The sequence below is a fragment of the Pseudomonas fluvialis genome (genome assembly GCF_014207935.1).
GTDB classification, from domain to species: domain Bacteria; phylum Pseudomonadota; class Gammaproteobacteria; order Pseudomonadales; family Pseudomonadaceae; genus Aquipseudomonas; species Aquipseudomonas fluvialis_A.
In genome coordinates, this window is sequence record NZ_JACHLL010000001.1 from 810,033 (window position 1) to 834,362 (window position 24,330).

24 protein-coding genes are annotated in these 24,330 nt (G+C 63.6%); 9 read left to right on the forward strand and 15 right to left on the reverse strand.

Annotated features, from left to right (window positions below; translation table 11 throughout):
- Positions 1-837 precede the first annotated feature (837 nt).
- Complete coding sequence (locus HNP49_RS03720) at positions 838-1,278, forward strand: abscisic acid-deficient protein Aba4 family protein (protein ID WP_184680704.1); 441 nt, start codon at positions 838-840, stop codon at positions 1,276-1,278.
- 42 nt (positions 1,279-1,320) lie between these two features.
- On the opposite strand, the gene HNP49_RS03725 is transcribed toward HNP49_RS03720, so the two are convergent.
- The 3 genes from HNP49_RS03725 to HNP49_RS03735 all read right to left on the reverse strand — a co-directional run bounded on the left by HNP49_RS03725 (position 1,321) and on the right by HNP49_RS03735 (position 3,836).
- On the reverse strand, positions 1,321-2,103 hold the full coding sequence (locus HNP49_RS03725; protein ID WP_184680706.1) for an ABC transporter substrate-binding protein: 783 nt from the start codon (positions 2,101-2,103) through the stop codon (positions 1,321-1,323).
- A gap of 207 nt (positions 2,104-2,310) precedes the next feature.
- Positions 2,311-2,673 carry a ribonuclease domain-containing protein gene (locus tag HNP49_RS03730; protein WP_184680708.1) on the reverse strand — a complete coding sequence of 121 codons (363 nt, stop codon included), beginning with the start codon at positions 2,671-2,673 and terminating at the stop codon, positions 2,311-2,313.
- A 101-nt stretch (positions 2,674-2,774) separates the two neighbouring features.
- Positions 2,775-3,836 (reverse strand): hypothetical protein, encoded by a 1,062-nt coding sequence (locus HNP49_RS03735; RefSeq protein WP_184680710.1) that lies wholly within the window; start codon positions 3,834-3,836, stop codon positions 2,775-2,777.
- 320 nt (positions 3,837-4,156) lie between these two features.
- Between HNP49_RS03735 and HNP49_RS03740 the strand changes: the two genes are divergently transcribed.
- Together HNP49_RS03740 and HNP49_RS03745 are read left to right on the forward strand one after the other, a co-directional pair.
- Positions 4,157-4,402 (forward strand): response regulator transcription factor, encoded by a 246-nt coding sequence (locus HNP49_RS03740; protein ID WP_260407039.1) that lies wholly within the window; start codon positions 4,157-4,159, stop codon positions 4,400-4,402.
- On the forward strand, positions 4,374-4,670 hold the full coding sequence (locus HNP49_RS03745) for a helix-turn-helix transcriptional regulator (protein ID WP_311772062.1): 297 nt from the start codon (positions 4,374-4,376) through the stop codon (positions 4,668-4,670). Before HNP49_RS03740 ends, HNP49_RS03745 begins: the two co-directional genes overlap by 29 nt.
- On the opposite strand, the gene HNP49_RS03750 is transcribed toward HNP49_RS03745, so the two are convergent.
- Entirely contained in the window at positions 4,625-5,368 is a 744-nt protein-coding gene (locus HNP49_RS03750; RefSeq protein WP_184680716.1) for a DUF6882 domain-containing protein, read from the reverse strand. The genes HNP49_RS03745 and HNP49_RS03750 overlap by 46 nt on opposite strands.
- Positions 5,369-5,485: 117 nt before the next feature.
- Here HNP49_RS03750 and HNP49_RS03755 point away from each other — a divergent pair, with 117 nt between their 5' ends.
- The gene (locus HNP49_RS03755) at positions 5,486-6,490 is read left to right on the forward strand and encodes a hypothetical protein (protein WP_184680718.1); all 1,005 of its coding nucleotides are present in this window, start codon (positions 5,486-5,488) and stop codon (positions 6,488-6,490) included.
- Positions 6,491-6,669: 179 nt separating this feature from the next.
- The gene (locus HNP49_RS03760) at positions 6,670-7,224 is read left to right on the forward strand and encodes a hypothetical protein (protein ID WP_260407040.1); all 555 of its coding nucleotides are present in this window, start codon (positions 6,670-6,672) and stop codon (positions 7,222-7,224) included.
- Between the two features lie 165 nt (positions 7,225-7,389).
- On the opposite strand, the gene HNP49_RS03765 is transcribed toward HNP49_RS03760, so the two are convergent.
- Positions 7,390-9,177 (reverse strand): diguanylate cyclase, encoded by a 1,788-nt coding sequence (locus HNP49_RS03765; RefSeq protein WP_184680721.1) that lies wholly within the window; start codon positions 9,175-9,177, stop codon positions 7,390-7,392.
- Positions 9,178-9,382: 205 nt separating this feature from the next.
- Here HNP49_RS03765 and HNP49_RS03770 point away from each other — a divergent pair, with 205 nt between their 5' ends.
- The 4 genes from HNP49_RS03770 to HNP49_RS03785 all read left to right on the forward strand — a co-directional run bounded on the left by HNP49_RS03770 (position 9,383) and on the right by HNP49_RS03785 (position 13,808).
- Positions 9,383-9,769, forward strand: a complete 387-nt coding sequence (locus HNP49_RS03770) for a DUF2388 domain-containing protein (RefSeq protein WP_409372517.1) — start codon at positions 9,383-9,385, stop codon at positions 9,767-9,769.
- A gap of 103 nt (positions 9,770-9,872) precedes the next feature.
- Positions 9,873-10,523 (forward strand): c-type cytochrome, encoded by a 651-nt coding sequence (locus HNP49_RS03775; RefSeq protein WP_184680723.1) that lies wholly within the window; start codon positions 9,873-9,875, stop codon positions 10,521-10,523.
- An 89-nt stretch (positions 10,524-10,612) separates the two neighbouring features.
- Positions 10,613-11,881, forward strand: a complete 1,269-nt coding sequence (locus HNP49_RS03780; RefSeq protein WP_260407041.1) for an HD-GYP domain-containing protein — start codon at positions 10,613-10,615, stop codon at positions 11,879-11,881.
- Positions 11,882-12,212: 331 nt separating this feature from the next.
- The gene (locus tag HNP49_RS03785) at positions 12,213-13,808 is read left to right on the forward strand and encodes an NAD(P)/FAD-dependent oxidoreductase (RefSeq protein ID WP_184680727.1); all 1,596 of its coding nucleotides are present in this window, start codon (positions 12,213-12,215) and stop codon (positions 13,806-13,808) included.
- Positions 13,809-13,860: 52 nt separating this feature from the next.
- Here HNP49_RS03785 and HNP49_RS03790 read toward each other — a convergent pair whose 3' ends face one another.
- The 10 genes from HNP49_RS03790 to HNP49_RS03835 form a co-directional block, all read right to left on the reverse strand.
- Entirely contained in the window at positions 13,861-14,586 is a 726-nt protein-coding gene (locus HNP49_RS03790; protein WP_184680729.1) for an ABC transporter substrate-binding protein, read from the reverse strand.
- A gap of 77 nt (positions 14,587-14,663) precedes the next feature.
- Entirely contained in the window at positions 14,664-15,008 is a 345-nt protein-coding gene (locus HNP49_RS03795) for a zinc ribbon domain-containing protein YjdM (RefSeq protein WP_184680731.1), read from the reverse strand.
- Positions 15,009-15,096: 88 nt separating this feature from the next.
- Positions 15,097-15,489 carry a globin gene (locus HNP49_RS03800; RefSeq protein WP_184680733.1) on the reverse strand — a complete coding sequence of 131 codons (393 nt, stop codon included), beginning with the start codon at positions 15,487-15,489 and terminating at the stop codon, positions 15,097-15,099.
- A gap of 165 nt (positions 15,490-15,654) precedes the next feature.
- Positions 15,655-16,437, reverse strand: a complete 783-nt coding sequence (locus tag HNP49_RS03805; RefSeq protein ID WP_184680735.1) for an ABC transporter substrate-binding protein — start codon at positions 16,435-16,437, stop codon at positions 15,655-15,657.
- 3 nt (positions 16,438-16,440) lie between these two features.
- Positions 16,441-17,340, reverse strand: coding sequence for a M23 family metallopeptidase (locus tag HNP49_RS03810; RefSeq protein ID WP_184680737.1), 900 nt, complete (start codon positions 17,338-17,340; stop codon positions 16,441-16,443).
- Positions 17,341-17,462: 122 nt separating this feature from the next.
- A complete protein-coding gene (locus HNP49_RS03815) occupies positions 17,463-18,374 on the reverse strand; it encodes a response regulator (protein WP_184680739.1) in 912 nt (303 codons plus the stop codon).
- A 117-nt stretch (positions 18,375-18,491) separates the two neighbouring features.
- Positions 18,492-19,220 (reverse strand): phosphate signaling complex protein PhoU, encoded by a 729-nt coding sequence (gene phoU, locus HNP49_RS03820; protein ID WP_184680741.1) that lies wholly within the window; start codon positions 19,218-19,220, stop codon positions 18,492-18,494.
- A 128-nt stretch (positions 19,221-19,348) separates the two neighbouring features.
- Positions 19,349-20,182: a phosphate ABC transporter ATP-binding protein PstB gene (pstB, locus tag HNP49_RS03825; protein WP_184680743.1), complete on the reverse strand. Its 834-nt coding sequence runs from the start codon at positions 20,180-20,182 to the stop codon at positions 19,349-19,351.
- A gap of 72 nt (positions 20,183-20,254) precedes the next feature.
- Complete coding sequence (gene pstA, locus HNP49_RS03830) at positions 20,255-21,871, reverse strand: phosphate ABC transporter permease PstA (RefSeq protein ID WP_221445093.1); 1,617 nt, start codon at positions 21,869-21,871, stop codon at positions 20,255-20,257.
- Positions 21,872-21,949: 78 nt separating this feature from the next.
- Complete coding sequence (locus tag HNP49_RS03835; protein WP_184680745.1) at positions 21,950-24,238, reverse strand: ABC transporter permease subunit; 2,289 nt, start codon at positions 24,236-24,238, stop codon at positions 21,950-21,952.
- Between the last annotated feature and the right edge of the window lie 92 nt (positions 24,239-24,330).

Sequence of the window (24,330 nt, forward strand, 5' to 3'; positions counted from 1 at the left end):
CGGCATCCGGGTCTGGCGGCTGCGCCACCAGACTTCCCTCGCTACATCGCCGTTCCAGGGGCCGGCGTACAAGGGGCATCCAAGCCCCTTTACGCCTTTGGCGGCATCCCTGCCGCCAATCCCCTTCCACGTCGATTCCACTCGGCCTCCTGACGGGACCCGATCCCAGCCCGCAAGGCCGTGCATTGAGCAAAAAGCTGATTTTGAAAAGCCTGAAGTCGCTGCCCGGTTACGAGCCAAACGCTGGAGATTCGGTCGCGCTACCGTCCCCGTCAGAAGGCCGAGCGCAGGTGTTGTGGAGGGGGATGCGAGACAGGGAGCGAGGCTTAAAGGGCCACGACGGCCCTTGTAAGCCGGCCCCCGGAGCGGCACCGGAGGAGCGAAGCGAAGTAACAGCCGCAGGCTGGCCCGAAGGGTGAGCGAAGCGAATCAGGTTCGCGCAGCGAAACCCGGATGTCGGGGTGGCCTTCTCTTTGGTTACTTTCTCTTGGCCAGACAAGAGAAAGTGACGCGCCGTGCAAGGCGCAACCAGTCGCCAAACGCCGAGGAAAGCGCTGCGGACTAACCGCACGGCTAACGCCCCCATCCCCAACAATCCGACACTGCGCCATGCCTCATCCCTGAGCACAAAAAGAAAGCTCGACCTTAACCGGAACGCCCGTCACAAACCAGCGCCAGCGCGCATGCCAGACCAGTCAGCGCAGCCCCCGCCAGATCAGTCGGCAGTGCAAAGCCCTCTCAAGGGTAATCACCCGCCATTCACCGTCTCACTGATGGCGGCGCAACCGGGCGGCCATCCGCTAAAACACTCATACCCATCTATCGAGGACACTCCCCATGCCGGCGCTCAGCCAGAAACGCCTGTTCCAACTCTCCAGCCTGGTCGCACTCGGCGGCTGGAGCATTCTGCTGGTACTGCCCGGCTGGGCCATGGGGCCCAAGGTGGTGCTGGGCGTGGCGGTGGTGCTGCTGTGCGTGCTGTACGGCGCCGGGCTGGTACAGGCGCTGACCAGCCGGGGCGACCGCAGCCTGGGCAAGCCGGGCTTCTTCAGCCTGCGCGGCGTACTGGCCCTGTTCAGCAATCCCAAGGCGGTGCTGGCGGCGTGGATTCATATCCTCGCCTTCGATCTGCTGGCCGGGCTGTACATCCAGCAGCAGGGGGCGCTGCAGGGCATCAGCCACCTGTGGATGGTGCCCTGCTACCTGCTGACGCTGATGTTCGGCCCGCTGGGTCTGCTGCTGTTTCTGCTGATCAGCCAGCTGCACGGCGCCGGCTGAAACGGCTGGCGGCGGCCGGCGCCGAGGGCAGAGCCGGGAGGGCTATTGCCCTGCCTGGGCATCCTGCGGCAGACGCAGCCCCAGGCGTGTCTTCATCTCCAGCTCCAGCTCCGCCACACGCCCGCTGGCCATGAGCCTGACCAGTTCCTCTTCGAATATCTTCGACAGGCGCTCGCCGTCCGGATGGTTCCTGGAAAAGCTCAGCCAGAAGCCGTCGAGTGAAATCATCCCGACACGCTCGATCTGCGGGCCGAGCTTCTCTTCGAGAATCCGCAACTGCCCCGGCAGGCTGTTCATGATGATGAAATCCACCCGGCCCTTGATCAGCATGTTCAGCAAATTGGCATCCGAGCGCGCCACCGCGCGTTCAATCTTCGGGTTCTGCATGAAGTCGCTGGGATAGGTGTAGGCATTGGTGATGCCAACGCGGTGGCCTTGCAGATCCTTGCCGCTCAACTCTGGCTGGAAGCGCCCACGCCGGGCAAAAATGGCCAGCCCCTCATGAAACATGGGCGTGGGATGCCAATAGTATTGGTCGCGATTGGCATCGGTGATGGTGACGTTGAAGCAGGCCACGGCGTAGCCGGTTTGTGCGTAATGCAGGCAGCGCGAGAAGGGCACGGTAATGAACTCCACCGCAATATCGCGGCGGGCAAATATCTCGCGTACCAGCGCCGGGGTGAAACCCGCAGGCTCCGGACTGTCGGCCTGCCTGGCCGAATAGGGCGGCCAGTCATCCTCGGCGGCAATCAGGATACGCTCGGCATGTGCCTGGCCGATCAGGACAGACAGGAGTGCCGCGAGCAGATAGCGCGGGATGTCCATGGGCGAGGCCTTTGGCTGCCGAGAGAGTGTTTGCCGAACTGTACGAGTATTAAGCAGGCGCTCCTTTTTGGCGGCTACCCAGACGGGTGGTCACGGCATACGAAGAGGCAAATGGCAATGCTGAGAGCCCCGCTTGGTCTCGCACTTGCGTCTTCCCAACGAACGCGGCTCGCTTCTAACGAGCCGCGTTATCACACCGCGCCTGTATTACTGCCGGACCTCACAGAAACTGCTGTAGTGCGTGTCGGTGTAGTACTGATCCAGCACCTGGTTCTTCTCGCCCCCCAGCACAAGCAGCACCAGCCGATGTGCACCGCGGCCACCCGCCTGGTTCATGCCCAGATCGTACTCACGATAGGTTTCGTTCTTGCCGGCAGCCGGCAACAGTTTTTCATTGTTGTTGAATACCGTACCCCGACCGGCAACGGCCTCAACCTTGGCATCGCGATAATCTTCGCGCTCTGCGGCCGGAATGACACTTTTGCAAACCGGAATCTTGCCGCCGGCGAAAACGGATGAAGCACCTACACACAGCAGCAAGGCGCACAGTTTAATGCTGATCGATTTCATCGTTATTCTCACTATTCAATAATTGATTGCACACTGAGCAAGACTCACCAGCAGACAGTCACCACAACTGGACTGCCCGTCAGTGCGTCAGTAGCTGAAACTTAAAGCGGTTTATCGGTAGCACTGGTTTTCCCCGGCCAGACACCGCTCATGTCAATTTCCCGAGCACCGGTCAGCCACTGCCCCAGCGGACTTGGCCAACTGAAGTTGTAGTGATCATCATTCGATACACCCTTGAAGGTGACCTTGGCCTGGATATTGGTCGCGGTCAGCGGAATATTGCCGACGGTTTTGGAAATACCACCACTGAGCTTGAAGTCTTCTTTGACCGGGCCCTGCGGCGTGTCGTAGGTCAGACTGATGCTGGTGATATATGTGCAGCCTGGCTTGTTGTTGAAGAGAATCTTGAAGGCGCCCAACTGCGTAATCCAATTGGGAATCAGCAAATTTCCGTCAAACGAGGCAAAGGTATAAGCAATGGGCACCGGCGCGCTGGCCAGGGTATCCGCCTGGAAAGGCCACAGGTGTTGATCGACACTTTGGGTCTGGTTGGTGGACACGTAGGAACCCTTTCCATCAGCACCCGCCAGCATGTCCTGCACGGCACCGGCCGAGCCGCTGATCGAAAACGATGAGCTGTCATCCTGGGAGCCGACATTCAACCCGCTGTTGGCATAGATCACACTGGTGATCACGCCAAAGCCCTGCGCCATGCCGCCATTGGCACTCATACTGACTGATGCAGCCTGGCTGGCCAGCCAATTCAGGCTGTCAGCCTGGGTCAGCTCGGTGAGATCGGTGGCATAGGCTTCCGACGCAATCCCGAACTCCGAGGCGATCGAACCGACGGAGGAGAAGGTCCATTTGACCTCGGTGCCAGCCGTAATCTTGGTTCCGGTTTCCGGGTCGGTGGCGGAGCCATCGAGCTGAATATTGCTTTGCGTGCGGTGAACATTGGTGGAGGAAAGCTTCCACTGGTTGGGCACGCTGCGGCTGGCACTACTGAAGTTTGGCAACTGCTCTTTAACCAGCGTGAAGTTGCCGCTATCCGGCGCAACAATCCCCACAGCGCCAACTTTGATAGTCGGGTCCAGCGTCCAGTTGCCCCAATAAGCAGCGCGGCCGTCACGAATCAACTTGGTAAACGAAAGATTCCAATTCATCGATTTATTCCTTTCAAGGCGTGGTACTCGGCAGTTTTCTGACTGCCTGTGCAGTTTTTGCCTGGCATGGACGGCGTTCACGACTGGAAGCACGGCGACAATGTTCGCGGCGGTTTGATCCTGCATTCCGGGTGCGGTGGTTGGAATTCGGCAAATGCGGTATTGAAAAAGTTGGCCATTAGCGAGCCCCGAAATTGGGACAGACTGAGTGGCAAGGAACTTCGACGGCAAATAACTATTAATTGATTGGCTGCACAAAACCGGGATTGCCCGGTTTCCGCCAAGGGTGCTAGTTTGCCGGGCGTTGCCTACATACAGGGATGTGTTATGAGCAGCTGGCGGTGGCCGCGGTGGATATAAAAACTACCCGAAGGGAACTTGAGGTCTTGTCGCTTATTGCCAGAGGCTATACCGACAGGGAAGTGGCTGATTTATTGAAGTTTTCTCTGGCCAGCGCGCGAAAACATCGAGAAAACTTATTAACCAAGTTTTCCGCCAACAAGTCCGTGCAATTAATCCCGCAGTTCTTCGCCACCAGTGGCGTTGCCCCCGCAGAAGGCTGCTGAGCCTGCTGTCGCGTTGACCCGACGCGAACTGGATATTGCGCTGCTGATTGCCAATGGCCTCAGCGACAAGCAAATCGCGCAACGGCTTGGTATCAGCCACCTGACTGCGCGCAAACACCGGGCGAACTTGCAGAATAAGGTTGGCGTCTCGAATTCCTGCGCACTGGTTTTCGAGCTCATCGCCGCGGGCTGTTTACCGCATGCCGACCCCGAGCCCGTGAACTACGTCGAAGCGTCCAACCAGCGCGCTTCGCTCACGGTCATGTAGAGAAAACCCGAATCACTGGGCACCCGGTAGGCACCGATGGCGCCCAGTTGCCGGGCCATCACGGCGGTCATCTCCCAACCATCCACCGGATCGCCAGCCCACTGGGCACAGGCCAGCGGCAGCAGCCCCAGCTCCTCGCCTAGCGCCCGCACTTCGCGACTGCGCGCCTTAACCGGCTCGACGAAGGAGTCGTTGGCCCAGGCCCAGCGCCAGCTGTCGGAGCGGTTCGAGAAACTGCCGACGAAGTCGATCCGGCACTCCACCACGGGCTGCCCGGCCTGGGAGAACAGCAGCGTGCCGCTGTGCTGGTCCCAGTCCCAGCGCTCGTGACTGCCGATGCGGTAGTCGGCCATGAAGCGCTCCTGCTGCGCCTGCAGGTAGGCGAAGCTGCTGCTGATCAGCTCGACCAGCACCTCGTCGTCCTGCCGCCAGTTGCGCGCCCGGATCAGCTCATAACAGGCGCTGCAAAGCAGCTGGATATCCGCATCGGCCTGGGCCCGCTCGGTCCATTCGCCCTCCTCCTCCAGCAGTGCCTCGCAGGCATCACACCAGGCGGCCGGGTGTAGCTCGTCCGGGCATTCGGGGTCGTAGCCGACATTGAAGCCCAGCCCCTCGCCATCCTTGAGGTGACGGCATACAAAGCAGGCGCTGCCCTCGCCATGTTCGCCGCAGCTGATGCGGCGTTCGTGATCACTCATCCCAGCTCTCCGTGCAGATGGGGTAGGCGCTGAGCATCTGGCAAAAGCTGCACTGGCGCAAACCAGAAAAGCGCGGGCTGCCGCATACTGGCGACTGCTTCGCAACGGGCGCCACCGATGATTCCAGTCCCCAATCCCACTGGCCTGCTGCTGGCTTCGCTACTGGTTCTGCTGGCCTGGCTGGCGCTGGCGGCGCTCGCCGGTGGGCTGCTCAGCCTGGCCTGGCCGCGACCAAGCCGGTACTGGCGCCAGCGCCCATGGCGCGCCGTGATCTGCGGCCTGCTGCTGGTGGCGCTGAGCCTACCCGGCCTGCTGATCCAGCACGAGTTCAGGCAGATCGAGACAGAACAAAACGCCCGCCAGGCGGCGCTGCACCCGACCCTCAGCGAGCCGCTGACGCTGGGCGAGCTGACCCTGCCGGCCGGCAGCCGGGTGACTCTCAACACGCTGGAGCCGCTGGACTGGCAGCAACAGCCGCAGGCGCACGGCCTGCAGAGCATCAAGGAAGCCGAGTTGAGCGAGCCCATCGAGGTGCTTGGCCTGCGCATCGATGCCCTCGACCTGCCGCCCAACCATTACTTCAGCCGTGTGCGACTGGTCGCTGACCAAGCGCTTGAAGGCTGGCAATGCGCGGCTGGCGAGTGGGCCGAGTTCGCCCGCGAGATCGAGGCGCAGTACCGGCCTAGCCAGTGGCGCTGGAAACACTGCCAGCTGGCCGCCGGCAACCAGCGCGGCGGCCTGGACTGGCCGGCGGGCAGTCTGGTTAAGCGCGAGATCTACGGCTGGCGCCTGCGCGCGGCCGACAACAGCGAACTGAGCTTCGACGGCCTGCTCCTGCGCAGCCTGGAAATGAGCCTCAGCAACGACGGTGAACTGCTGGGCTGGTCGGGCGCCCTCGCCCGCCCGCTGACCCTGGGCGAATGGCAGCACGCCGCGGGCACCCGCATCAGTCAGGACCAGCCTGGCCATTGGTTGCTCACCCCACAGCTCAAGGAACCCAGCCGCCACACCGGCAACGGTCGCCAGGTCGGCAATGCCGAACAGCTGCGTCAGCGCACCGCCGACGGTTACCTGCTGGGCATCCAGGCCAACCCCTGGCCCGATACCTTCATCTGGGACTGAACCACTCTGTGGCTTACACGATACAGCCACTGGCACTACGCCAAGCATTGAGGAGCAGCCCTTGAGACTTTATGCTCTGGGCGCGTTCAGGGACGAGCGCTGAGCTCAGTGCTTGGCCCCAGACGCCATGCCACCGCCCTTGGCGGCGTGTCACCATCAGAGCACGTTAAGGAAACTCTATGCTCCGTTTGCTTGCTGTATCGCTGTTCGCCGCCATCCTCACCGGTTGTGCTTCCTCCGCCCAGATTCCTGGCATGACTGTCACTGACACCCAGGCCAAAGCCCATAGCTACGATGCCAAGCTGCAAAACAATGTGCAGCTGACAGAGGTCAATGGTGGCGAAGCAACCAACCCGCTGTGGACGTCTGAAATCAATGGCCCGGACTTCCGCGCCGCGCTGCAACAGTCTCTCGACAATGCCGACCTGCTTGGTGACAACTCGGCACCCTATGCCCTGCGCGCCAACCTGCTGCGCGTCGACCAGCCGATCTTCGGACTGGACTTCGAGGTCACCAGCGAAGTCGAGTACACCCTGATCGATACCGCCAGCGACAAGGTGATCCTCCGCGAAATCGTGCGCACTCCCTTCACGGCCGGCGTCGGCGATTCGTTCATTGCCATCAAGCGCCTGCGCCTGGCCAACGAAGGCTCCGCACGGGCCAATATCGATGCCCTGCTCCAGCGCCTGAGCGATCTGAAAATCGAGGCCAAGCAGGTTTCTCTGAAGAACTGAGTCTCGCGCCTGCCTCAGCTCCCACGGGCCCCGTGGGAGCGTCTCCATCCCATGCAGCACGCCCGCTGAACCTCGCTGATGCAATCGTCAGCCATCGCCGCCATGCCCGTTCGCAGCTTGCTCAAGGGGCGAGGCCCCTGAGATCGCTGCGCTGCAGGAGAGTCCCTACCTGGCCACGGCCACGCGATTGCGGCCACCCTGCTTGGCCTGGTACAGCGCCTGATCCGCGATACCGATCAGGGCACGCACCTCCGTGCCAGCCTCGCCGCTATGGGCCAGGCCAACGCTGATGGTCAGGCTCACCGGCAGGCCTTCGTGCTCCAGGCTCAGCTGAGCCACCGCCGCGCGGATGCGCTCGGCAATCAGCTCGGCGGCCGACAGCGGACAACCACGCAGCAGCACGATGAATTCCTCGCCGCCATAACGCGCGGCCAGATCGCCGCTGCGCCGCACCTGCTGGCGCAGCACCTCACCGACCGCAGCGATGCAGCGGTCTCCAAAGGGGTGGCCATAGCTGTCGTTGATCCGCTTGAAGTGGTCGATGTCGAGCATCAGCACGGCCAGGTCGCTGCCTTGCATGAGCGGCAGCTGAGCCTCGACGTGGCGCCGGTTGGCCAGGCGGGTCAGGGCATCGGTGTAGCTCAGGCGGGTCAGCTCGGCGTTGGCCCGCTCCAGCTCTTCATGGGTCTGTTGCAGCTGCTCGGTGCGCTCCTGAACACGACGATCCAGTTCTTCGTTGATGTTCTTCTGCACCTTGAGCATTTGCCGCTGCGCCTCGACCCGCGCCGCCCGTTCGCGGTTGATGCGATCGGCCAAGGCGACCGACAGCAGGATGAACTCGGTGAAGAAACCGAGCGTCTGGATGCGCAGGGTAAGCGCGTTGACCGGCAGCAGGCCTTCGATGGCCGCCACATGAATGAAGGTGAAAACGATCAGCGACAGCCAGGCGAGCATGAACAGCGGCGCAGACTGATTGCCCCGCCGCCACAGGCTGAAGCCGATGGCCAGACCGAGCAGGCAGGTCAGCAGGGCCATCGAGTTGACGCCCAGCGCGAACAGCCAGTGCGGCTCGATAAACACCAACGCCAGCGCCAGTCCCCAATAGACAAGCAGTGCATTACTGACCCACAGCGGCCAGCCACCGTAACGCGGAATACGCAGGAAAGCCCGGATGAACAGGGTCGCGGCGAGGAAGCTCCACATGGCCGAGCCGGCGTAGATCAGGCCGCCCGGCAGCCCCAGGCCCGGCCACAGGTAGAGCGTGCCAAAACCGCTCAGGCTGAGTTCGTAGAGCACCACGCCGAACAGGTAGAGGTTGTACCAGATGTAGTCCGGCTGGCGGGTGAACAGGTACAGGCTCGCGTTATACAGAAGAATGGAGAGCATGGCGCCAAAGAACAGGGCCAGCAGAATGCTCTGCTCCAGCTCCTGCTGCACGCGGTCCCGGGCGCTGAGCAGCTGCATGGGCAATACCAGATTTTCCGTGCTCTGCACCTGCAAGTAGACCCAGCGCAGCTCCTGCGCCGGCAGCTGCAGCGGGAAGGTCGGCTGGCGCGCCGGCAGCGGCCACTGCGCCAGCGGCAAGTGGTCCCCCGCCACCATCGGCGCGCCCCATTGCCGACGCTGCGGGTCGTACAGGCGCAGCTCGACGCGGTCGAGCACCGGCCACTCCACCTCCAGCTGCCAGTCGTCCACCTGGCTGGCGTTGTACAGCGCCAAGCGCACCCACACTGGGCCGGTTTGGCGGCGCAGGTTCAGCGCCGAACCGCGCCCCCTCTGCCAACCTTGCGCCAGCGTAGCCTCGGCGAAGTCCAGAGGTTGCGCCGGGATCAGGTATTCGAGCTGCTCGACCAGGCGAACCGGAACCTGGCCATCGCGCAGTTCGAGAATGGTCGCTTGGCAGGTAGCGCTGGTCAGCAGGCAGAACAACAGGATCAGCAGGCGGACAGGCAAGAGGAATCCTCGGCGGGTGGGCCAGACAAGCATTGTCGCAAAGCCGCCACCCCGCAAGTCGAAGCCCAGCAAGTCCGCGACAGGAAGGCGTACGAGGCCTGTGCCAGGGCTTCTCCGTGACGGCGCAGCCATTCGGGGGGCGCAGTTTGCGCCAACACGGAAAAAGCTCCTAGGATGCCGGCTGCCATCACGACAGGGAGCGTCCGTGACCTACCGCCTATTGCCCATCCTGCTGCTGAGCTGCCTGCCACTGTCTGCCACTCAGGCTCAGGTGCAGGACTATGACGCGTTTCCCCTGCCCGATGATCCGCCATACATGACGCTCTACGTCAGCCTGGTCACCGTCCTGTTCACCTATGAGGCGCCGGACTTCACCAGCCAGAGCAGTACCAGCAGCCGCGAGGACAAGCTGATCCGCGCGGCAGGCGAAGACGCGGCCAGCTTCGTCGCCAGCCAGGGCGCCATCCGTGGCGTGGAGCTGGAGGCCGCGCTGCGCCTGCTGCGCGAACGCCCGGCCAGCCGCCACTACAGCGACCTGCAACTGGCCGAGGCGATCCTGCTGTACGCCTACCCGGCGCCGGCCGCGGAATAACCTGCGTTTTGCTTGATCTGTGCCAGCATCTGCGGCAATCGGTCCCTCTATAGTCGCCGCCAATTCCCCCGCCCCACGGCGTTTCGAGGAAAGGATCTCTGCCATGCGACTGATTGCCCTGCTACTGCTCGCCAGCCTGGCCGGCCTGGCCCAGGCCAACGAGGAAGCCCTGCTGCGCTTCACCCAGCTCAATGCCGACCCGGCCCTGCGCGAGCAGGCCTACGCCGCCGGTCAGGAGCGCATCCGCTTCTGTGGCAACTGCCATGGCGCCAACGGCAACAGCAAGCGCCCGCACATTCCCAACCTGGCACAGCAGAATCCGATCTACCTGTTCAATGCCTTCGAGAAATTCGCTAGCGGCGAGCGCACCGACTTCGTCATGTCCAAGCTGGCACCGACCCTGACCACCGAGGACCGGGTCAACATTGCCATCTACTTCGGCCAGCAGAAGGTGCTGCCGCACCCCGAGCCGGCGGACAGCGCGCTCGCCCAGCAGGGCGAAGTGAAGTTCAAGACCATCTGCGTGGCATGCCATGGCCAGCAGGCCGAAGGGCGCGAGAACACGCCGCGCCTGGCCGGCCAGCCGGCGGAATACCTGCGCAAGGCGCTGACGCGCTTCCGCGACAAGGACCCGAGCCGCGCCGGCTCGGTGATGATGTCGATCGCTGCCAACTTCAGCGATGCCGACATCGCCGGCCTGGCCGCCTACCTGCAGAACTTCCCGAGCGCGCCGGTCACGGCCGCCGCTCCCTGAACGGCCGGCGGCGAGCCGCCACCAGCAGCTACACTGACGGGAGAACACCTGTAGGGCCGGAGTAGCGCTGTATGCCAAGAGGCACGCGATTGACCCGTCGCCGGCTGGATGCCTGGCAACTGAAGATTGGCATGTATGTGTGCGAGGTGGACCGCCCCTGGCGGGAAACTCCATTCCTGTTCCAGGGCTTTCCGCTACTGACCGCCGAGGATATCCAGGCCGTTCAGGCCTGCTGCCAGTATGTGTTCATCGACGAGCTGCAACAGGTGCAGGTCAGCCCCGCCGGCACTCCCACGCCCAGCCACAGGCGCCAGCCGCTGTCACACGAACTGCAGCAGGCACGCCATCAGCAGCAGGCCAGCACGAGACTGATCGAACACGTTTTCGACCGCATCCTGCACGGTCACCAGATCGATATACCGGCCTGCCGGGCAGTGGTCCGCGACAACCTCGACAGCCTGCTGCGCAACGAGAGTGCCCTGCTCTGGCTGACACGCATCAAGTCGCAGGACGAGTACACCAGCCAGCACTGCATTGCCGTGTCGATCATGGCCATGGGCTTCGGCCAGCACCTCGGTCTGGCCAATGAAGCGCTGGAGCAGCTGGGCCTGTGCGGCCTGCTGCACGATGTCGGCAAGATCCGCGTCGACCCGCACATCCTCAACAAGCCGGACAAACTCACCCCTGAGGAGTTCGAACACATCCAGGGCCACGCCCGGCTGGGCCACGAGCTGCTCAAGCAGCATGCCGACCTCGCGGCCATCGTCAGCCAGACTGCCCACGGCCATCATGAGCGCCTCGACGGCACAGGCTATCCGCAGGGGCTGAATGAAGAGCAGATTCCCTATTTCACCCGCATCATCAGCGTCATCGACTGCTTCGATGCCATCACCAGCCAGCGCGTCTATGACCGCGCGCGCAGCGTCAAGGATGCCTTCAAGGTGCTGATGGACGAGCGCGACACGCAGTTCGACGCCGAGCTGGTCATGCGCTTTATCGAGTGGCTGGGCATCTTCCCGGTCGGCACCCTGGTCGAGCTGCACACCGGCGAGGTGGGTGTGGTGCTGGAGAAGAACCCCCGGTTGCAGCTGCGCCCCAAGGTGGTGGTACTGGTCGACCGCGATGGCCAGCGCTGCTCGCCACGCTTTCTCGACCTGGCCAGGATCTGCGTCGACGACCAGGGGCAACCCTATCGCATCACCGCCTGCCTGCCCGATGGCGCGCTCGGCCTGCAAATGGCCGACCCGCAGGTGCGCGCGCTGGTCGACAGCGCCCAGCTGGCCGAGCTGGATGACGAGGCAGAAGTGCCCGATCTGATTGCCCACTGGCAGCCCCGCAATCTCCCCGAATCGCCCTGAATACGCCCTTCGACAGCACAGGGCAGCTGCCGGCGCACCAGTGTGATGCGCACACCCCAAGCCTTCGCTTTTATCGAAAGACCCTATCGTTATTACGCATTTGTTTCTGAGCACTCCTCTCATTAGCCTCCAGATGTCCTCCTGCTGTCACTACGCACAGTGGTGGCGGGAGGACGCTCTGGCCCACCTGGCCTGGTTAGCGCCGTGCTGCGTGGTTTCCCCCTGCGGCACAGCAGCGCCTCCGACGTCACGGCAAGAAGGCGCCAGCCTCACCCGATGTAAACGCAGTTGTTCTATGCAGTCCGATACTTATAACAACGGAGATTGATAGATGGCTCGTACTCCCCTTCTGCGCCGGCTGCAGGCCCTAAGCCGCCTCGCCGCAGACACCCAAGACACCGACCTCGATCTGCAGCAGGCGATTGCCGCGCAGCACAGCCGCCGCACCGTGCTCAAGGGCATGGGGCTGGCCGGTATGGCAGCCGCCGGCGCCGGCCTGCCGGGCGTGGTCCAGGCCGCCCTCGGTAACGGTAACGGCACCACCAGCGTCGCCGTGATCGGTGGCGGCCTGGGCGGGCTGGCAGCCGCTTATGAACTGAAGAAGGTCGGCATCGATGCCGTGGTCTACGAGGCGGCAACGCGCCTGGGCGGCCGCTGCTTCAGCAATCGCAACACCTTCCCGGGGCAAATCGCCGAAAACGGCGGCGAGCTGATCGACACCTATCAGGTGGAGATTCTCAACCTGGCCGCCGAGCTGGGGCTGACCGTCGATGACCTGCAAGTCTACGACGAAGCCGTCGGCGGCGAAGATTTCTACTTTCTGCAGGGCCAGCGTTACAGCGTCGAAGAGGCCTACAACGATTTCAAGGCGATCCAGAAGCAGCTCAATACCGATGTGGCCAAGGCGCCCTTCCCAACCCTGTGGAACAGCTACACGGCCCGCGGTCAGGAACTGGATCGGATGACCATTACCCAGTGGATCAACCTCTATGTGCCGGGCGGCATCACCTCGCGCCTGGGCCGCCTGCTGGATATCGCCTACGAGATCGAATACGGCGCTGCCTGCAACGAACAGAGCGCCCTGAACCTGATCTACCTGCTGGGCTACTCCAAGCAGAACAGCCTGCAGATGTTCGGCGAATCCAACGAGCGCTTCCACATCCGCGGTGGCAACGATCAACTGGTCAGCGGCATGGCGGCCCGCCTGTCAGGCAGCCAGATCCAGCTTGGTCATGAGCTGACCCGCATCGCACTGAACCCCGACGGCAGCTACACACTGGACTTCAAGACGGCGGGCGGCCCCCTGCGAGTTGTCAGTCAGCATGTGGTGATGGCCATTCCGTTCACCATCCTGCGTAGCAGCGTGGACTTCTCCGGCGCCGGTTTCGATGCACTCAAGACCACCGCCATTCGCGAAATGCCGATGGGCAACAACAGCAAGTTCCAGCTGCAGTTCCGCAACCGCATCTGGCGTCAGCAGAACTGCAACGGGGCGACCTACAGCGACACCGGCTATCAGGATACCTGGGAAGTGACCCGGGCCCAGGCCGGCGCCGAGGGCATCATCAACAACTTCACCGGCGGCGCCACGGCCGTGGCGATGAACACCGCCTCGCTGGATACCAAGGCGGCGCAGTTCCTTGGGCAGTTCGAACGACTCATTCCGGGTATTACCAACGAGTGGAATGGCCGGGTAATTCTCAACTACTGGCCCGGCTACAAGTGGACCAAAGGGGCCTATGGCTATTACGCCCCAGGCAACTACACCCGCTTCGTCGGCTATGAGGGGGCGCGCCAGGGCAACTGCCACTTCTGCGGCGAACACACCTCGATCGAGTCGCAGGGCTACCTCAACGGCGCCGTGGAAACCGGCCAGCGTTGTGCCAAGGAGATCATTGCCGATCTGAAAGGCCAGTCTGCCGCCTGAACAGCCACGCCCAAGAACAGTAAAAGCCCGGTTTGACGGGCTTTTACTGGAGTCAGTGCGTCCAGCGTTGCAGCAGGGTCTGCAAGCGACCATCCGCACGGAGCTTTTCCAGTGCCTTGGCAAAGCGCTCGGCACGGTGCTTGTCACCCTTGGCGAAAGCCACGTAGCGCGGCATCTGCACCAGTGGCGTAGGCAGGATGCGCACCTCGGCATCGGCGCGCTGCTCGCGGACGAAATACAGCAACTGCTCGCGATCACCGACGATGATGTCGATGCGTCCGGCCAGCAGCATGGACACCAGCTGGCGCGGGTTGCTGGCGCTGCTGTCGCGGCGCAGATCGGCCTTGTCGAAGGCCGCCTCGTAGGCATAGCCGCGCACCTGGCCGATCACGTAGGGCGACAGATCGTCGAGGCTGTGCCAGTCCTGCAGCACCACCCGGGTGGAACTCATGAATACCGTGGAACCGCTGCGCAGCGGGCCGACCAGCTCGTACTGGGCCTGGCGCTCGGGCGTGCCGGCGAACTGGAAGGCCATGTCGACCTCGCCCCGTTCGAGCATCTGCTTGACTCGCGCCCAGGGATACAGGCGCAGGGTGTAGGGCTGGCCGGTTTCGTCGAGTACCGCGCGCACCAGTTCGACATCCAGACCACGCGGCGTGTCATCGTCCTGGCTGACGAAGCTGTAGGGGGCAAACTGCTCGTCGCCCACCACGCGCCATTCCTCGGCAGCCAGCGGTGCCGCCAGCAGTATCAGCGCGGCCACCCACAGTTCTTTCATGACGCCCTCCGCCAGCACACAACGCCTTATGCAGGGTAGCCAATCCCGGCAGAGTCTGCCCCGCCGGGCGCACCGGGTCAGACCTTGCGCACGAACTCGGACTTGAGCTTCATGGCGCCGATGCCGTCGATCTTGCAATCAATGTCGTGGTCGCCATCGCACAGGCGGATGTTCTTCACCTTGGTGCCGACCTTGACCACCAGCGAGCTGCCTTTGACCTTGAGGTCCTTGATCACGGTGATGGTGTCGCCATCCTGCAGCACGTTGCCGACCGAATCCTTGATCACCTTGTCGCCTTCCGCGGCGCTGTCGGCAGCGGCCGTGGCCGACCACTCATGGGCACACTCCGGGCAGACCAGCATGGCGCCGTCCTCGTAGGTGTATTCGGAGTTGCATTTCGGGCAGGGTGGCAGAGTGCTCACAGGCTTGACCTCAGGGTAAGGTTTGAAAGGCGCGCATTATATAGGGTTTCTGCCATAGCGCGCTGACCGGGCAGCGGGACGGGACAGCTCAGTACTGCGCCTTTATCACGCTGATGCCCTTGTTCAGCACCTCGTGCCAGGCCAGGCGCGTGCTCGCATCACACTGGCCGTCGTGCTCGCCGATGCTCTGCAGCAGGGCCTGCAGCCACAGGTCGTAGAGCTCCGGGCGGATATCAAGGGCGGCGCGGGAATGGCTGCAGCCAAGGGCGCGCAGCTTGGTATCGGGCATGCCGCGGGCGTGCATCACCAGGTTGAGGATGCCCTGGCGCAACAGCTGCTTCTGCGCCGGCATGTTGGTATGGGCGAACTTGTCGCGGATCTCCGGCGAACTGGCGAGGAAGTACTGGTAAAAACTGTCGAAGAAACCGCTGCTGGCACAGCAACGGCCATAACTCTGCATGACGAGATCGGCGGGACTCATGGGCGCTCCGGGGCGACTGAAAGGCGGCGGAGCCGCCCGAGGGGCGCGGAAAGTACCGGAACAGAGCGCCTGGGACAAGTCCGGCCAGAGCCCTGGCATTGGCAGACACCGCAGAGTCTGGCCCCGACGACTCAAGTATCCAGTCGCCGGCAGCCTATCCGCCGCTCAACGTTGCCAGTCACGCAGACCATAGCTCCGGAGAATCTGTTCAAGCTCGCCGCTGGCGCGTAACTGACGCATGCCACGACTGAACATCTGCGCGTACTCCGCGGCCCGCGGATGATTGGGCGAGATGGCCATGTAGGCGTATTTGGTCGTTTCACAGCCAGCCTCGCGCAGTGGCAGCTGCGACTGCTGGCGGAGCGTGTAGCGCACCAGGTTCTGCTCCTCGACAAAGGCATCCAGTCGCTGGCGCCGCAGCAGCTTGATCAGCCTGGCGGTAACCTGATCGCCGCTCAGGCGCTGCACCTGTCGCGGGTTGGCCTGGATGAAACCGTCGATCTCGCTGCCGTAGGCATAGTCCTGCACCACACCCAGTTGCCGGTCGGCCAGGCTGGCCGGGCCGGCATAGTCCCAAAGATCCTCACTGCGGGTGTAGAAACAGAAGCGATTGAACGACACTGGTAGGCCGGGAAAGATGAAATCCGGCGCCTCATCCTTGAAGGTCGAGGCGGTCGCGGTATAACGGCCCTCGCGCACATGACGCAGGGCGCGACTGTAGTTCTCGTTGTGCAGCCTCACGCTGATGCCGTGCGGGGCAAAGATGCGCCGGATGATCTCGACGGTGAAGCCTTCCTGCGCCGCACCCGCCTGACAGGTGAAAGGGCACCAGTAGTCCGGCGAAGCCAGAACGATTTCCTCGGCCTGCGCCAGATAGCTGCCAAGCAGTGCCAGCGCCATCCACCAGCGCCCAGTAATCGACGCTATGCAGCGGCGCGGGCTCGGCATCGGCTACTCGCCGCCGGCGACGGCGAAGTTGGGCAGGCTGCCCACCGGTCGGGCGAAGTCGAAGGGGATCGACTCCAGGGCCAGGCCAACATTGCGCTGGATGACGAAGTGCAGGTGCGGGCCGGTGCTGTTGCCGGTGTTGCCCGAGCGCGCCAGCGGGGTGCCGACGGCCACCTGCTGACCTTCCTGGACCATCACCGAACCGCGCATCAGGTGCAGGTACACACCCATGGTGCCGTCGTCATGGAGGATGCGTACGAAGTTGCCGGACGGGTTGTTGCCACGCCCGCTCTGGTGATTCTCGGTCTTGACCACCACCCCGCCGCGGGCGGCCACGATCGGCGTGCCCTCGGGCATGGCGATGTCCTGGGCATAGCGGCCCTTGGGGGTGAAGTGGCTGTACTTGCCGTTGGCGCCCTGGGTCAGCTTGAACGGCCCGCCGCGCCAGGGCAGCGGGTAGGCATAGCTGAGCGGCACCAGGCGCGGGTCACCCAGCACCGAACGCAGCTTGCTCTTGTAGCTCATCGGCTTACCCGGTTCGGCCGGTGCCAGGCTGACCAGACGGATTGAGCTGCGCGGTGGCAGTACCCAGTGAATCGGCTTATCCGGCGCACCGACGGCGTTCTGCACATTGTCCAGGCGCAGTTCGATCTGCACCGGGGCATAAAGATCGTTGCGCACCTTGAGGGTTTCGCCACCCTCGTGCTTGACCGTCTCCAGCTTCACCACCGTATCGAGGCGCTCGATCATGCGGTCACGGAAGACGAACACCTGGGCGCCCGCCACGGCCTTGTCGCTGTAGGTCACCACGCCGTTGGCGTCGACATACTTGTAGATGGTCAGCGCCATGCTCGGACTGGCCAGCAGCAGGGCGGCGAGGAGGACAGCAATACGCGGCAGCATAGGCGGACGATCAGGCTTCAGTGACGGACTGGGACAACAAGACTAGCAGCGCGCCAGCGGCGTTGCGACAGCCCGCGCCCCGGCCTGTGGCGGAGTCGCCATTGCAAGCCGGCGGTGCGCGATCAGGCACCGGGAACAAAATGCTTCTGCGCGCTGCCGCGGGCAATCAGGCGCGACAGGTAGTCGAGCTTCTGCGGGTCGCGGTCGACGAACTTGAAAGTGACCTGCAACCATTCGCTGTCAGGCTTGGGTTCCAGTGCCGCGACCGCATGCAGGTAGCCGTTGAGCCGTGCGGTCTCGGCGGCCTCCCCCTGCTCTAGGTCCAGCACCGCGCTTTCCAGCACCTGCGGCAGCGGCTCGCCACGTTTGACCACCAGCAGTGCCTCCTTGAGGCTCAACGCTTTGATCACGCAGTCCATGCTGCCACCGGGCAGGCGCAACTGGCCCTGGCCACGCCCACCGCTGGCAGCGCTGGGCGGTTTGGCCGACGCTGTGGGCTTGGCAAAGGCGCTGACGGCCGCAGCAGCGGCGGGTTTGGCCGCGGGCTTGACCACCTCGGCATTGCCGCCGGTCAGCGCCGACAGCGAGTCATTGGCGAAGGCACCGGTGCTGAGCATCTTCGGCGGCGCGCTGCTCATCAGGGCCTGCAGTTTACCGGCGCGGTGCAGGGCCTTCTTCACCTTGGTCACCAGCTGTTCGGTGGAAAACGGCTTGCCGATGTAGTCGGACACCCCGGCCTGAATGGCCTGCACAACGTTTTCCTTGTCGCCGCGGCTGGTGACCATGATGAACGGGGTGATCTTGTGCGCCTCCTCGGCACGGCACCAAGTGAGCAGTTCCAGGCCGGACAACTCGGGCATTTCCCAGTCGCACAGAATCAGATCGACAGCCTGCCGCCCCAGCAGCTGCTGGGCCTTGCGCCCGTTGATGGCTTCCTCGATCTGGATACCGGGAAAATTGTCGCGCAAACCTTTCTTCACTAGGTCGCGGATGAACGTCGCGTCATCCACCACCAGCACACTGACTTTGGCCATTGCCCGCTCCTCAGGGGAATGGCTTAAGCATAGTCGCCAACCGCCCCGCTGTGGCAAACCCAGGCCGCAGAAAGCACAACGCCCGGCAAACCGGGCGTTGTGGTGAGCGCAACAGGCTTATTGGGCCTCGTCGCCCTTCACTTCCTGCTCCATGCGCTTGAGGCCCATGTGCCGCACATCGGTACCGCGCACCAGATAGATCACCAGCTCGGCGATATTGCGCGCGTGGTCGCCGATACGCTCCAGCGAGCGCAGTACCCAGATCACGCTGAGCACGCGGCCAATCGAACGGGGGTCTTCCATCATGTAGGTGACCAGCTCGCGCAGGGCACTCTTGTACTCGCGGTCGACCTGCTTGTCGTACTGCGCGACGGACAGCGCCAGGTCGGCGTCGAAGCGGGCGAAGGCATCCAGCGCCTCCTGCACCATCTTGCGCACCTGCTCGCCGATGTGGCGAACCTCGACATAGCCACGCGGGGCCTCGCCGTCTTCGCACAGATCAAGGGCGCGCTTGGCGATCTTCGAGGCTTCGTCACCGATGCGCTCCAGGTCGATCACCGACTTGCTGATGCTGATGATCAGGCGCAGGTCGGAGGCGGCCGGCTGGCGACGGGCGAGAATGCGGATGCATTCCTCGTCGATGCTGCTTTCCATCTGGTTGATCTGATCGTCGATCAGACGCACCTGCTGGGCCAGGCCGGAGTCGGCCTCGATCAGCGCGGTGACGGCATCGTTGACCTGCTTCTCGACCAGGCCGCCCATGGCCAGCAGGTGGCTGCGCACCTCCTCCAGCTCGGCGTTGAACTGTTGGGAGATGTGCTGGGAGAGGTTGTCTTTATTGATCATCTGGGAATCCTGAGCCGGGTTGTTCTCCCCTCTCCCGCCGGAGAGGGGCGGGGCGGGCCGCGTTCGGATGAGGGAGTCGCTGCCCCTCACCCTAACCCTCTCCCACTGGGAGAGGGAACTGCTGTGCCTTAGCCGTAACGACCGGTGATGTAATCTTCAGTTTGTTTTTTCGCCGGGTTGGTAAACAGCGTATCGGTGTCACCGAACTCGATCAGCTTGCCCATGTACATGAACGCGGTGTAGTCGGAGACGCGCGCCGCCTGCTGCATGTTGTGGGTCACGATGACGATCGTGAACTTGGATTTCAGTTCGTAGATCAGCTCTTCGACCTTCAGCGTCGAGATCGGGTCCAGCGCCGAGCAGGGTTCGTCGAGCAGCAGCACTTCCGGCTGCACGGCGATGGTACGGGCAATCACCAGACGCTGCTGCTGACCACCGGACATGCCCAGGGCCGACTCGTCGAGACGGTCCTTGACCTCGTCCCACAGGGCCGCGCCACGCAGCGACTGTTCCACCGCTTCGTCGAGCACGCGCTTCTGGTTGATGCCCTGAATGCGCAGGCCGTAGGCGACGTTCTCGTAGATGCTCTTGGGGAACGGGTTGGGCTTCTGGAACACCATGCCGACGCGACGGCGCAGCTCGGCCACGTCCTCGCCCTTGCGGTAGATGTTCTGCCCGTCGAGGAGGATCTCGCCGTCCACGCGGCAGCCATCGACCAGATCGTTCATGCGGTTGAAGCAGCGCAGCAGGGTCGACTTGCCGCAGCCCGACGGGCCGATGAAGGCGGTCACGCGCTGCCGCGGAATGCTCATGCGCACGTCGTACAGGGCCTGCTTGTCGCCGTAGAACAGAGACAGGCCGGGCACGTCGAGGCAGGTGCTCTCGTTGGCCAGGTTGAGGTCCTGCTTGTCACGACCGAGGGCGGCCATGTTCATGCCGTGGCTGTGGGTTTCATGCTGCATGGGGAACTCCCTACGCTATCAATTCTGGGTTGCCGTGGCGGCAGTCGGCCGGCCGCGGCGTTCACGTCGAAATCAGTTTTCCAGCGCCTTGTACTTCTCGCGCAGGCGGTTACGAATGGCCACCGCGGCGAAGTTGAGCAAGGCAATCACCAGCACCAGCAGCAGCGCTGTAGCGAACACCAGCGGCCGCGCGGCCTCGACGTTCGGGCTCTGGAAGCCGACGTCGTAGATATGGAAGCCCAGGTGCATGATCTTCTGATCCAGGTGCACGAAGGGATAGTTGCCATCGACCGGCAGGGTCGGTGCCAGCTTGACCACGCCCACCAGCATCAGCGGCGCCACCTCACCCGCGGCACGCGCCACGGCGAGGATCAGGCCGGTCATCATGGCCGGGCTGGCCATCGGCAGCACCACCTTCCACAGGGTCTCGGCCTTGGTCGCACCGAGGGCCAGGGAGCCTTCACGCACGGCCCGCGGGATACGCGCCAGGCCTTCCTCGGTGGCGACGATCACCACCGGCACGGCGAGGATCGCCAGGGTCACCGAGGCCCAGAGCAGGCCCGGGGTGCCGAAGGTCGGCGCCGGCGCGGCTTCCGGGAAGAACAGGCGGTCGATGGAGCCACCGACCATATAGACGAAGAAGCCCAGACCGAACACGCCGTAGACGATGGCCGGTACGCCGGCCAGGTTGTTCACGGCGATGCGGATGATGCGGGTCATCGCGCCCTGCTTGGCATATTCGCGCAGGTACACCGCGGCCAGCACACCGAACGGAGTGACCAGGATGGCCATGATCAGGGTCATCATCACGGTGCCGAAGATGGCCGGGAAGATGCCGCCCTCGGTGTTGGCTTCGCGCGGCTCGTCGCTGAGGAACTCCCACAGCTTGGCGAAGTAGAAGCCGGTCTTGTCCAGCGGGCCCATGGCGTTGGGCTTGTAGGCATGCACCAGCTTGCCCAGGGTCAGGTTCACTTCGCGGCCATCGATAGCCTTGAAGGTGGCGCTGTCGCGGTCGAACTCGGCATTGAGAGCCACCAGCTCGGCTTCCAGGCCCTGGTAGCGGGCATTCAGCTCGGCGCGCTCGGCCGCCAGGTCGGCCTTGGCCTGATCGCTCAGCTGGCCATCCAGCTCCAGGCGGCGCTCCTGCAGACGCAGGCGCTCCAGGCCGTGGTTGATCGCGCCGATCTCGCCCTTGTGCAGCTTGTTCAGCTTGGCCTGCAGGCCGTCGACACGTTCGATGCGCTTTTGCAGCTCGGCCCAGGCGGCGTCGCCTTCGGCGACCACCTTGCCGGCTTCCTGCACGTTGACCAGGCGACCGTAGAAATTGCCCCACTCGCGGCGCTCCAGCACCACGATGTCTTCCGGGGTCTTGTGCTCACTGAGCCAGTCGCCGACCAGCCAGGTGAAATCGGCGCCGGTCAGGTCACGGTTGCCGACCTTGAACAGGTCGCGACGCATGAACTCGGGGGCATCCGCCGGAATCGGCAGGCCGGCACCGGCCAGACGCTCGCGGGTAACCTCTTCTTCCTGCACCAGCTCGCCGAGCAGCATTTGCACCGGCTGGCCCGGCACGCTGTAGCGCGCCTCGATCACATCGGACGGCCAGAAGTGGCCGAGGCCGCGCACGGCAATCACCGCCATCAGGCCGATGGTCATGATCACCGCAATGGCCACGGCGCCACCGCTCATCCAGATGCCCGGTTCGCCGCTCTTGTACCAGCTCTTGAAGGACTGCTTGCTCACGATTCTTTCCTCTTCATCCGCCGGTTACAGCGAGGCGTATTTCACGCGCAGGCGCTGACGGATCAGTTCGGCCAGGGTATTCATCACGAAGGTGAACGACAGCAACACCAGCGCCGACAGGAACAGCACCCGGTAGTGGGTACTGCCCAGCTCCGATTCCGGCATTTCCACCGCTACGTTGGCCGCTAGGGTGCGCATGCCCTCGAACAGGTTGGCCTCCATCAGCGGGGTGTTGCCGGTGGACATCAGCACGATCATGGTTTCGCCCACGGCGCGGCCCATGCCGATCATCAGCGCCGAGAAGATGCCCGGGCTGGCGGTCAGAATCACCACGCGGGTGAGGGTCTGCCACGGCGTGGCGCCCAGAGCCAGGGAACCGTAGGTGAGGCTCTTGGGCACGCTGAACACGGCGTCTTCGGCGATCGAGAAGATGTTCGGGATCACCGCGAAGCCCATGGCCAGACCGACGATCAGGGCGTTGCGCTGGTCGTAGGTGATGCCCAGGTCATTGCTGATCCACAGGCGCATGTCGCCGTTGAAGAAGGCCACTTCCAGGGTCGGGCTGATCGACAGGGCAAAGGCCGCCGTAGCCAGCACCACCGGAATCAGGATGGCCGCTTCCCAGCCGGCCGGTACCGACAGGCGGATGTTCTCGGGCAGGCGGCTCCAGATGAAGCCGGCCAGCAGGATGCCCAGCGGGGTGAGAATCAACAGGCTGAAGATGCCCGGCAGATGGTTCTCGACATAGGGCGCCAGGAACAGGCCGGCAAAGAAGCCGAGGATCACCGTCGGCAGCGCTTCCATCAGCTCGATCACCGGCTTGACCTTGCGGCGCATGGCCGGGGCCATGAAGTAGGCGGTGTAGATGGCCGCGGCAATGGCCAGCGGCGCGGCCAGCAGCATGGCGTAGAAGGCAGCCTTGAGGGTGCCGAACGTCAGCGGCGCCAGGCTCATCTTCGGCTCGAAGTCGGTGTTGGCGGCGGTGGACTGCCAGATGTACTCGGGCTTGTCGTAGGTCTCGTACCAGACCTTGCTCCACAGCGAGCTCCAGGAGATTTCCGGGTGCTTGTTGTCCAGGCGCTGCAGGTGGAACTCGCCCTTGTCATCCACGCTCAGCACGCGGTTGGCGCGCGGCGACAGGGCCAGGGCCTGGGCGCCACCCTGCAGCGGCTCGATCAGCAGGGTGCGTTCGGCGGTGCTGTGGAACACGCCCAGCTGGCCAGCCTGGTCGAGGGCCACGAAGCCCTTGCGGCGCTGTTCAGCCGAGACCTGCACGATCGGCGCATCGCCCTGCTGGAACTGGCGAATGTGCTTGAGCGCGAAGTTGTCGTCCTTGTCACGGACCATGAACCACTGGCCGATACCGCCCTTGGAGTCACCCACCATCAGCGAGATGCCGCCCAGCAGCAGGCTTGCGCTGGTGACCTCAACGTTGCCGTCTTCGCTTAGCTTGTAGCGACCCAGCAGCTGCTTGCTGCGCAGGTTGAACACATCCGCGGTGGCACGGCCGTTGATCACGTACAGCCACTGCTGACGTGGCTCGACGATGACCGCCTTGATCGGGTCGGCGATCTGCGGCAGGGCGATGCGCTCCTCGGTCAGAGTGGTCTCGCCGGTGAACATGTTGGACTCTTCGGTGACGTTGAGTACCAGCACTTCGCTGCCCACCGAGGCGCTCAGCAGCAGGCTTTCATCACCCGCGGCGACACCCACGTGCTCCAGGGCGCGCCCCTGCGGATCGAGGGTCAGCGGGCTGTTGCCGTAGGGGTAGTTGAGCACCGGCTCGACCAGTTTCTGGTCATTCGGGTAGCTGACCTTGGTACCGGCCTGCACCACCAGCGCCTGGCCGTTGGACAGACCGAGGACAAAGCGCTGGCTGCCCGGCTGGTCTTCGCCGATGGCGCTGATGCTCGCGCCGGTCGGCAGCGGCAACTGGAAGCGCTGGCGCTCGGCACCGTCGGCAACGCTGAAGAACACGGCCTGGCCCTGCTTGTCGAGGAACAGGCCGATCTCGTTCTGCTCCTCGACGGACAGCAGCAGCGGCTTGCCCAGCTCGGCGGCCCAGCTCGGGGTGTAGTCGGCCTTCTTGGTCAGCGAGGCGCCCTGAAACAGCGGCAGCACCACATAGGCCAGGTAGAAGAAGATCAGGGTAATGGCGGCCAGCACGGCCAGACCACCCACGCCCACGTACCAGCGGGTCAGGTGATCCTTGAAAGCTCGGATACGGCGCTTGCGCTGCAAGGCCGGCGTATTGAAATCAATGCGCGCGGGAGAGGTATTAGCGTTCATGTTTGCGGAGGCCAAATCTGTCATGCGCGCACCCTAACGATTATTTGTGACACAAAGATGACAATCATATTTCGCAACAAAGCCCGCTCGGCGGATCACGCCGGGCGGGCTTCACT

Excerpts from the sequence above, each read along its gene's own strand:
- HNP49_RS03720 (WP_184680704.1), top strand. The coding sequence starts at position 838 with ATGCCGGCGCTCAGCCAGAAACGCCTGTTCCAACTCTCCAGCCTGGTC.
- HNP49_RS03725 (WP_184680706.1), bottom strand. The coding sequence starts at position 2,103 with ATGGACATCCCGCGCTATCTGCTCGCGGCACTCCTGTCTGTCCTGATC.
- HNP49_RS03730 (WP_184680708.1), bottom strand. The coding sequence starts at position 2,673 with ATGAAATCGATCAGCATTAAACTGTGCGCCTTGCTGCTGTGTGTAGGT.
- HNP49_RS03735 (WP_184680710.1), bottom strand. The coding sequence starts at position 3,836 with ATGAATTGGAATCTTTCGTTTACCAAGTTGATTCGTGACGGCCGCGCT.
- HNP49_RS03740 (WP_260407039.1), top strand. The coding sequence starts at position 4,157 with ATGTGTTATGAGCAGCTGGCGGTGGCCGCGGTGGATATAAAAACTACC.
- HNP49_RS03750 (WP_184680716.1), bottom strand. The coding sequence starts at position 5,368 with ATGAGTGATCACGAACGCCGCATCAGCTGCGGCGAACATGGCGAGGGC.
- HNP49_RS03755 (WP_184680718.1), top strand. The coding sequence starts at position 5,486 with ATGATTCCAGTCCCCAATCCCACTGGCCTGCTGCTGGCTTCGCTACTG.
- HNP49_RS03760 (WP_260407040.1), top strand. The coding sequence starts at position 6,670 with ATGCTCCGTTTGCTTGCTGTATCGCTGTTCGCCGCCATCCTCACCGGT.
- HNP49_RS03775 (WP_184680723.1), top strand. The coding sequence starts at position 9,873 with ATGCGACTGATTGCCCTGCTACTGCTCGCCAGCCTGGCCGGCCTGGCC.
- HNP49_RS03785 (WP_184680727.1), top strand. The coding sequence starts at position 12,213 with ATGGCTCGTACTCCCCTTCTGCGCCGGCTGCAGGCCCTAAGCCGCCTC.
- HNP49_RS03790 (WP_184680729.1), bottom strand. The coding sequence starts at position 14,586 with ATGAAAGAACTGTGGGTGGCCGCGCTGATACTGCTGGCGGCACCGCTG.
- HNP49_RS03800 (WP_184680733.1), bottom strand. The coding sequence starts at position 15,489 with ATGAGTCCCGCCGATCTCGTCATGCAGAGTTATGGCCGTTGCTGTGCC.
- HNP49_RS03805 (WP_184680735.1), bottom strand. The coding sequence starts at position 16,437 with ATGCCGAGCCCGCGCCGCTGCATAGCGTCGATTACTGGGCGCTGGTGG.
- HNP49_RS03810 (WP_184680737.1), bottom strand. The coding sequence starts at position 17,340 with ATGCTGCCGCGTATTGCTGTCCTCCTCGCCGCCCTGCTGCTGGCCAGT.
- HNP49_RS03815 (WP_184680739.1), bottom strand. The coding sequence starts at position 18,374 with ATGGCCAAAGTCAGTGTGCTGGTGGTGGATGACGCGACGTTCATCCGC.
- phoU (WP_184680741.1), bottom strand. The coding sequence starts at position 19,220 with ATGATCAATAAAGACAACCTCTCCCAGCACATCTCCCAACAGTTCAAC.
- pstB (WP_184680743.1), bottom strand. The coding sequence starts at position 20,182 with ATGCAGCATGAAACCCACAGCCACGGCATGAACATGGCCGCCCTCGGT.
- pstA (WP_221445093.1), bottom strand. The coding sequence starts at position 21,871 with ATGAGCGGTGGCGCCGTGGCCATTGCGGTGATCATGACCATCGGCCTG.
- HNP49_RS03835 (WP_184680745.1), bottom strand. The coding sequence starts at position 24,238 with ATGACAGATTTGGCCTCCGCAAACATGAACGCTAATACCTCTCCCGCG.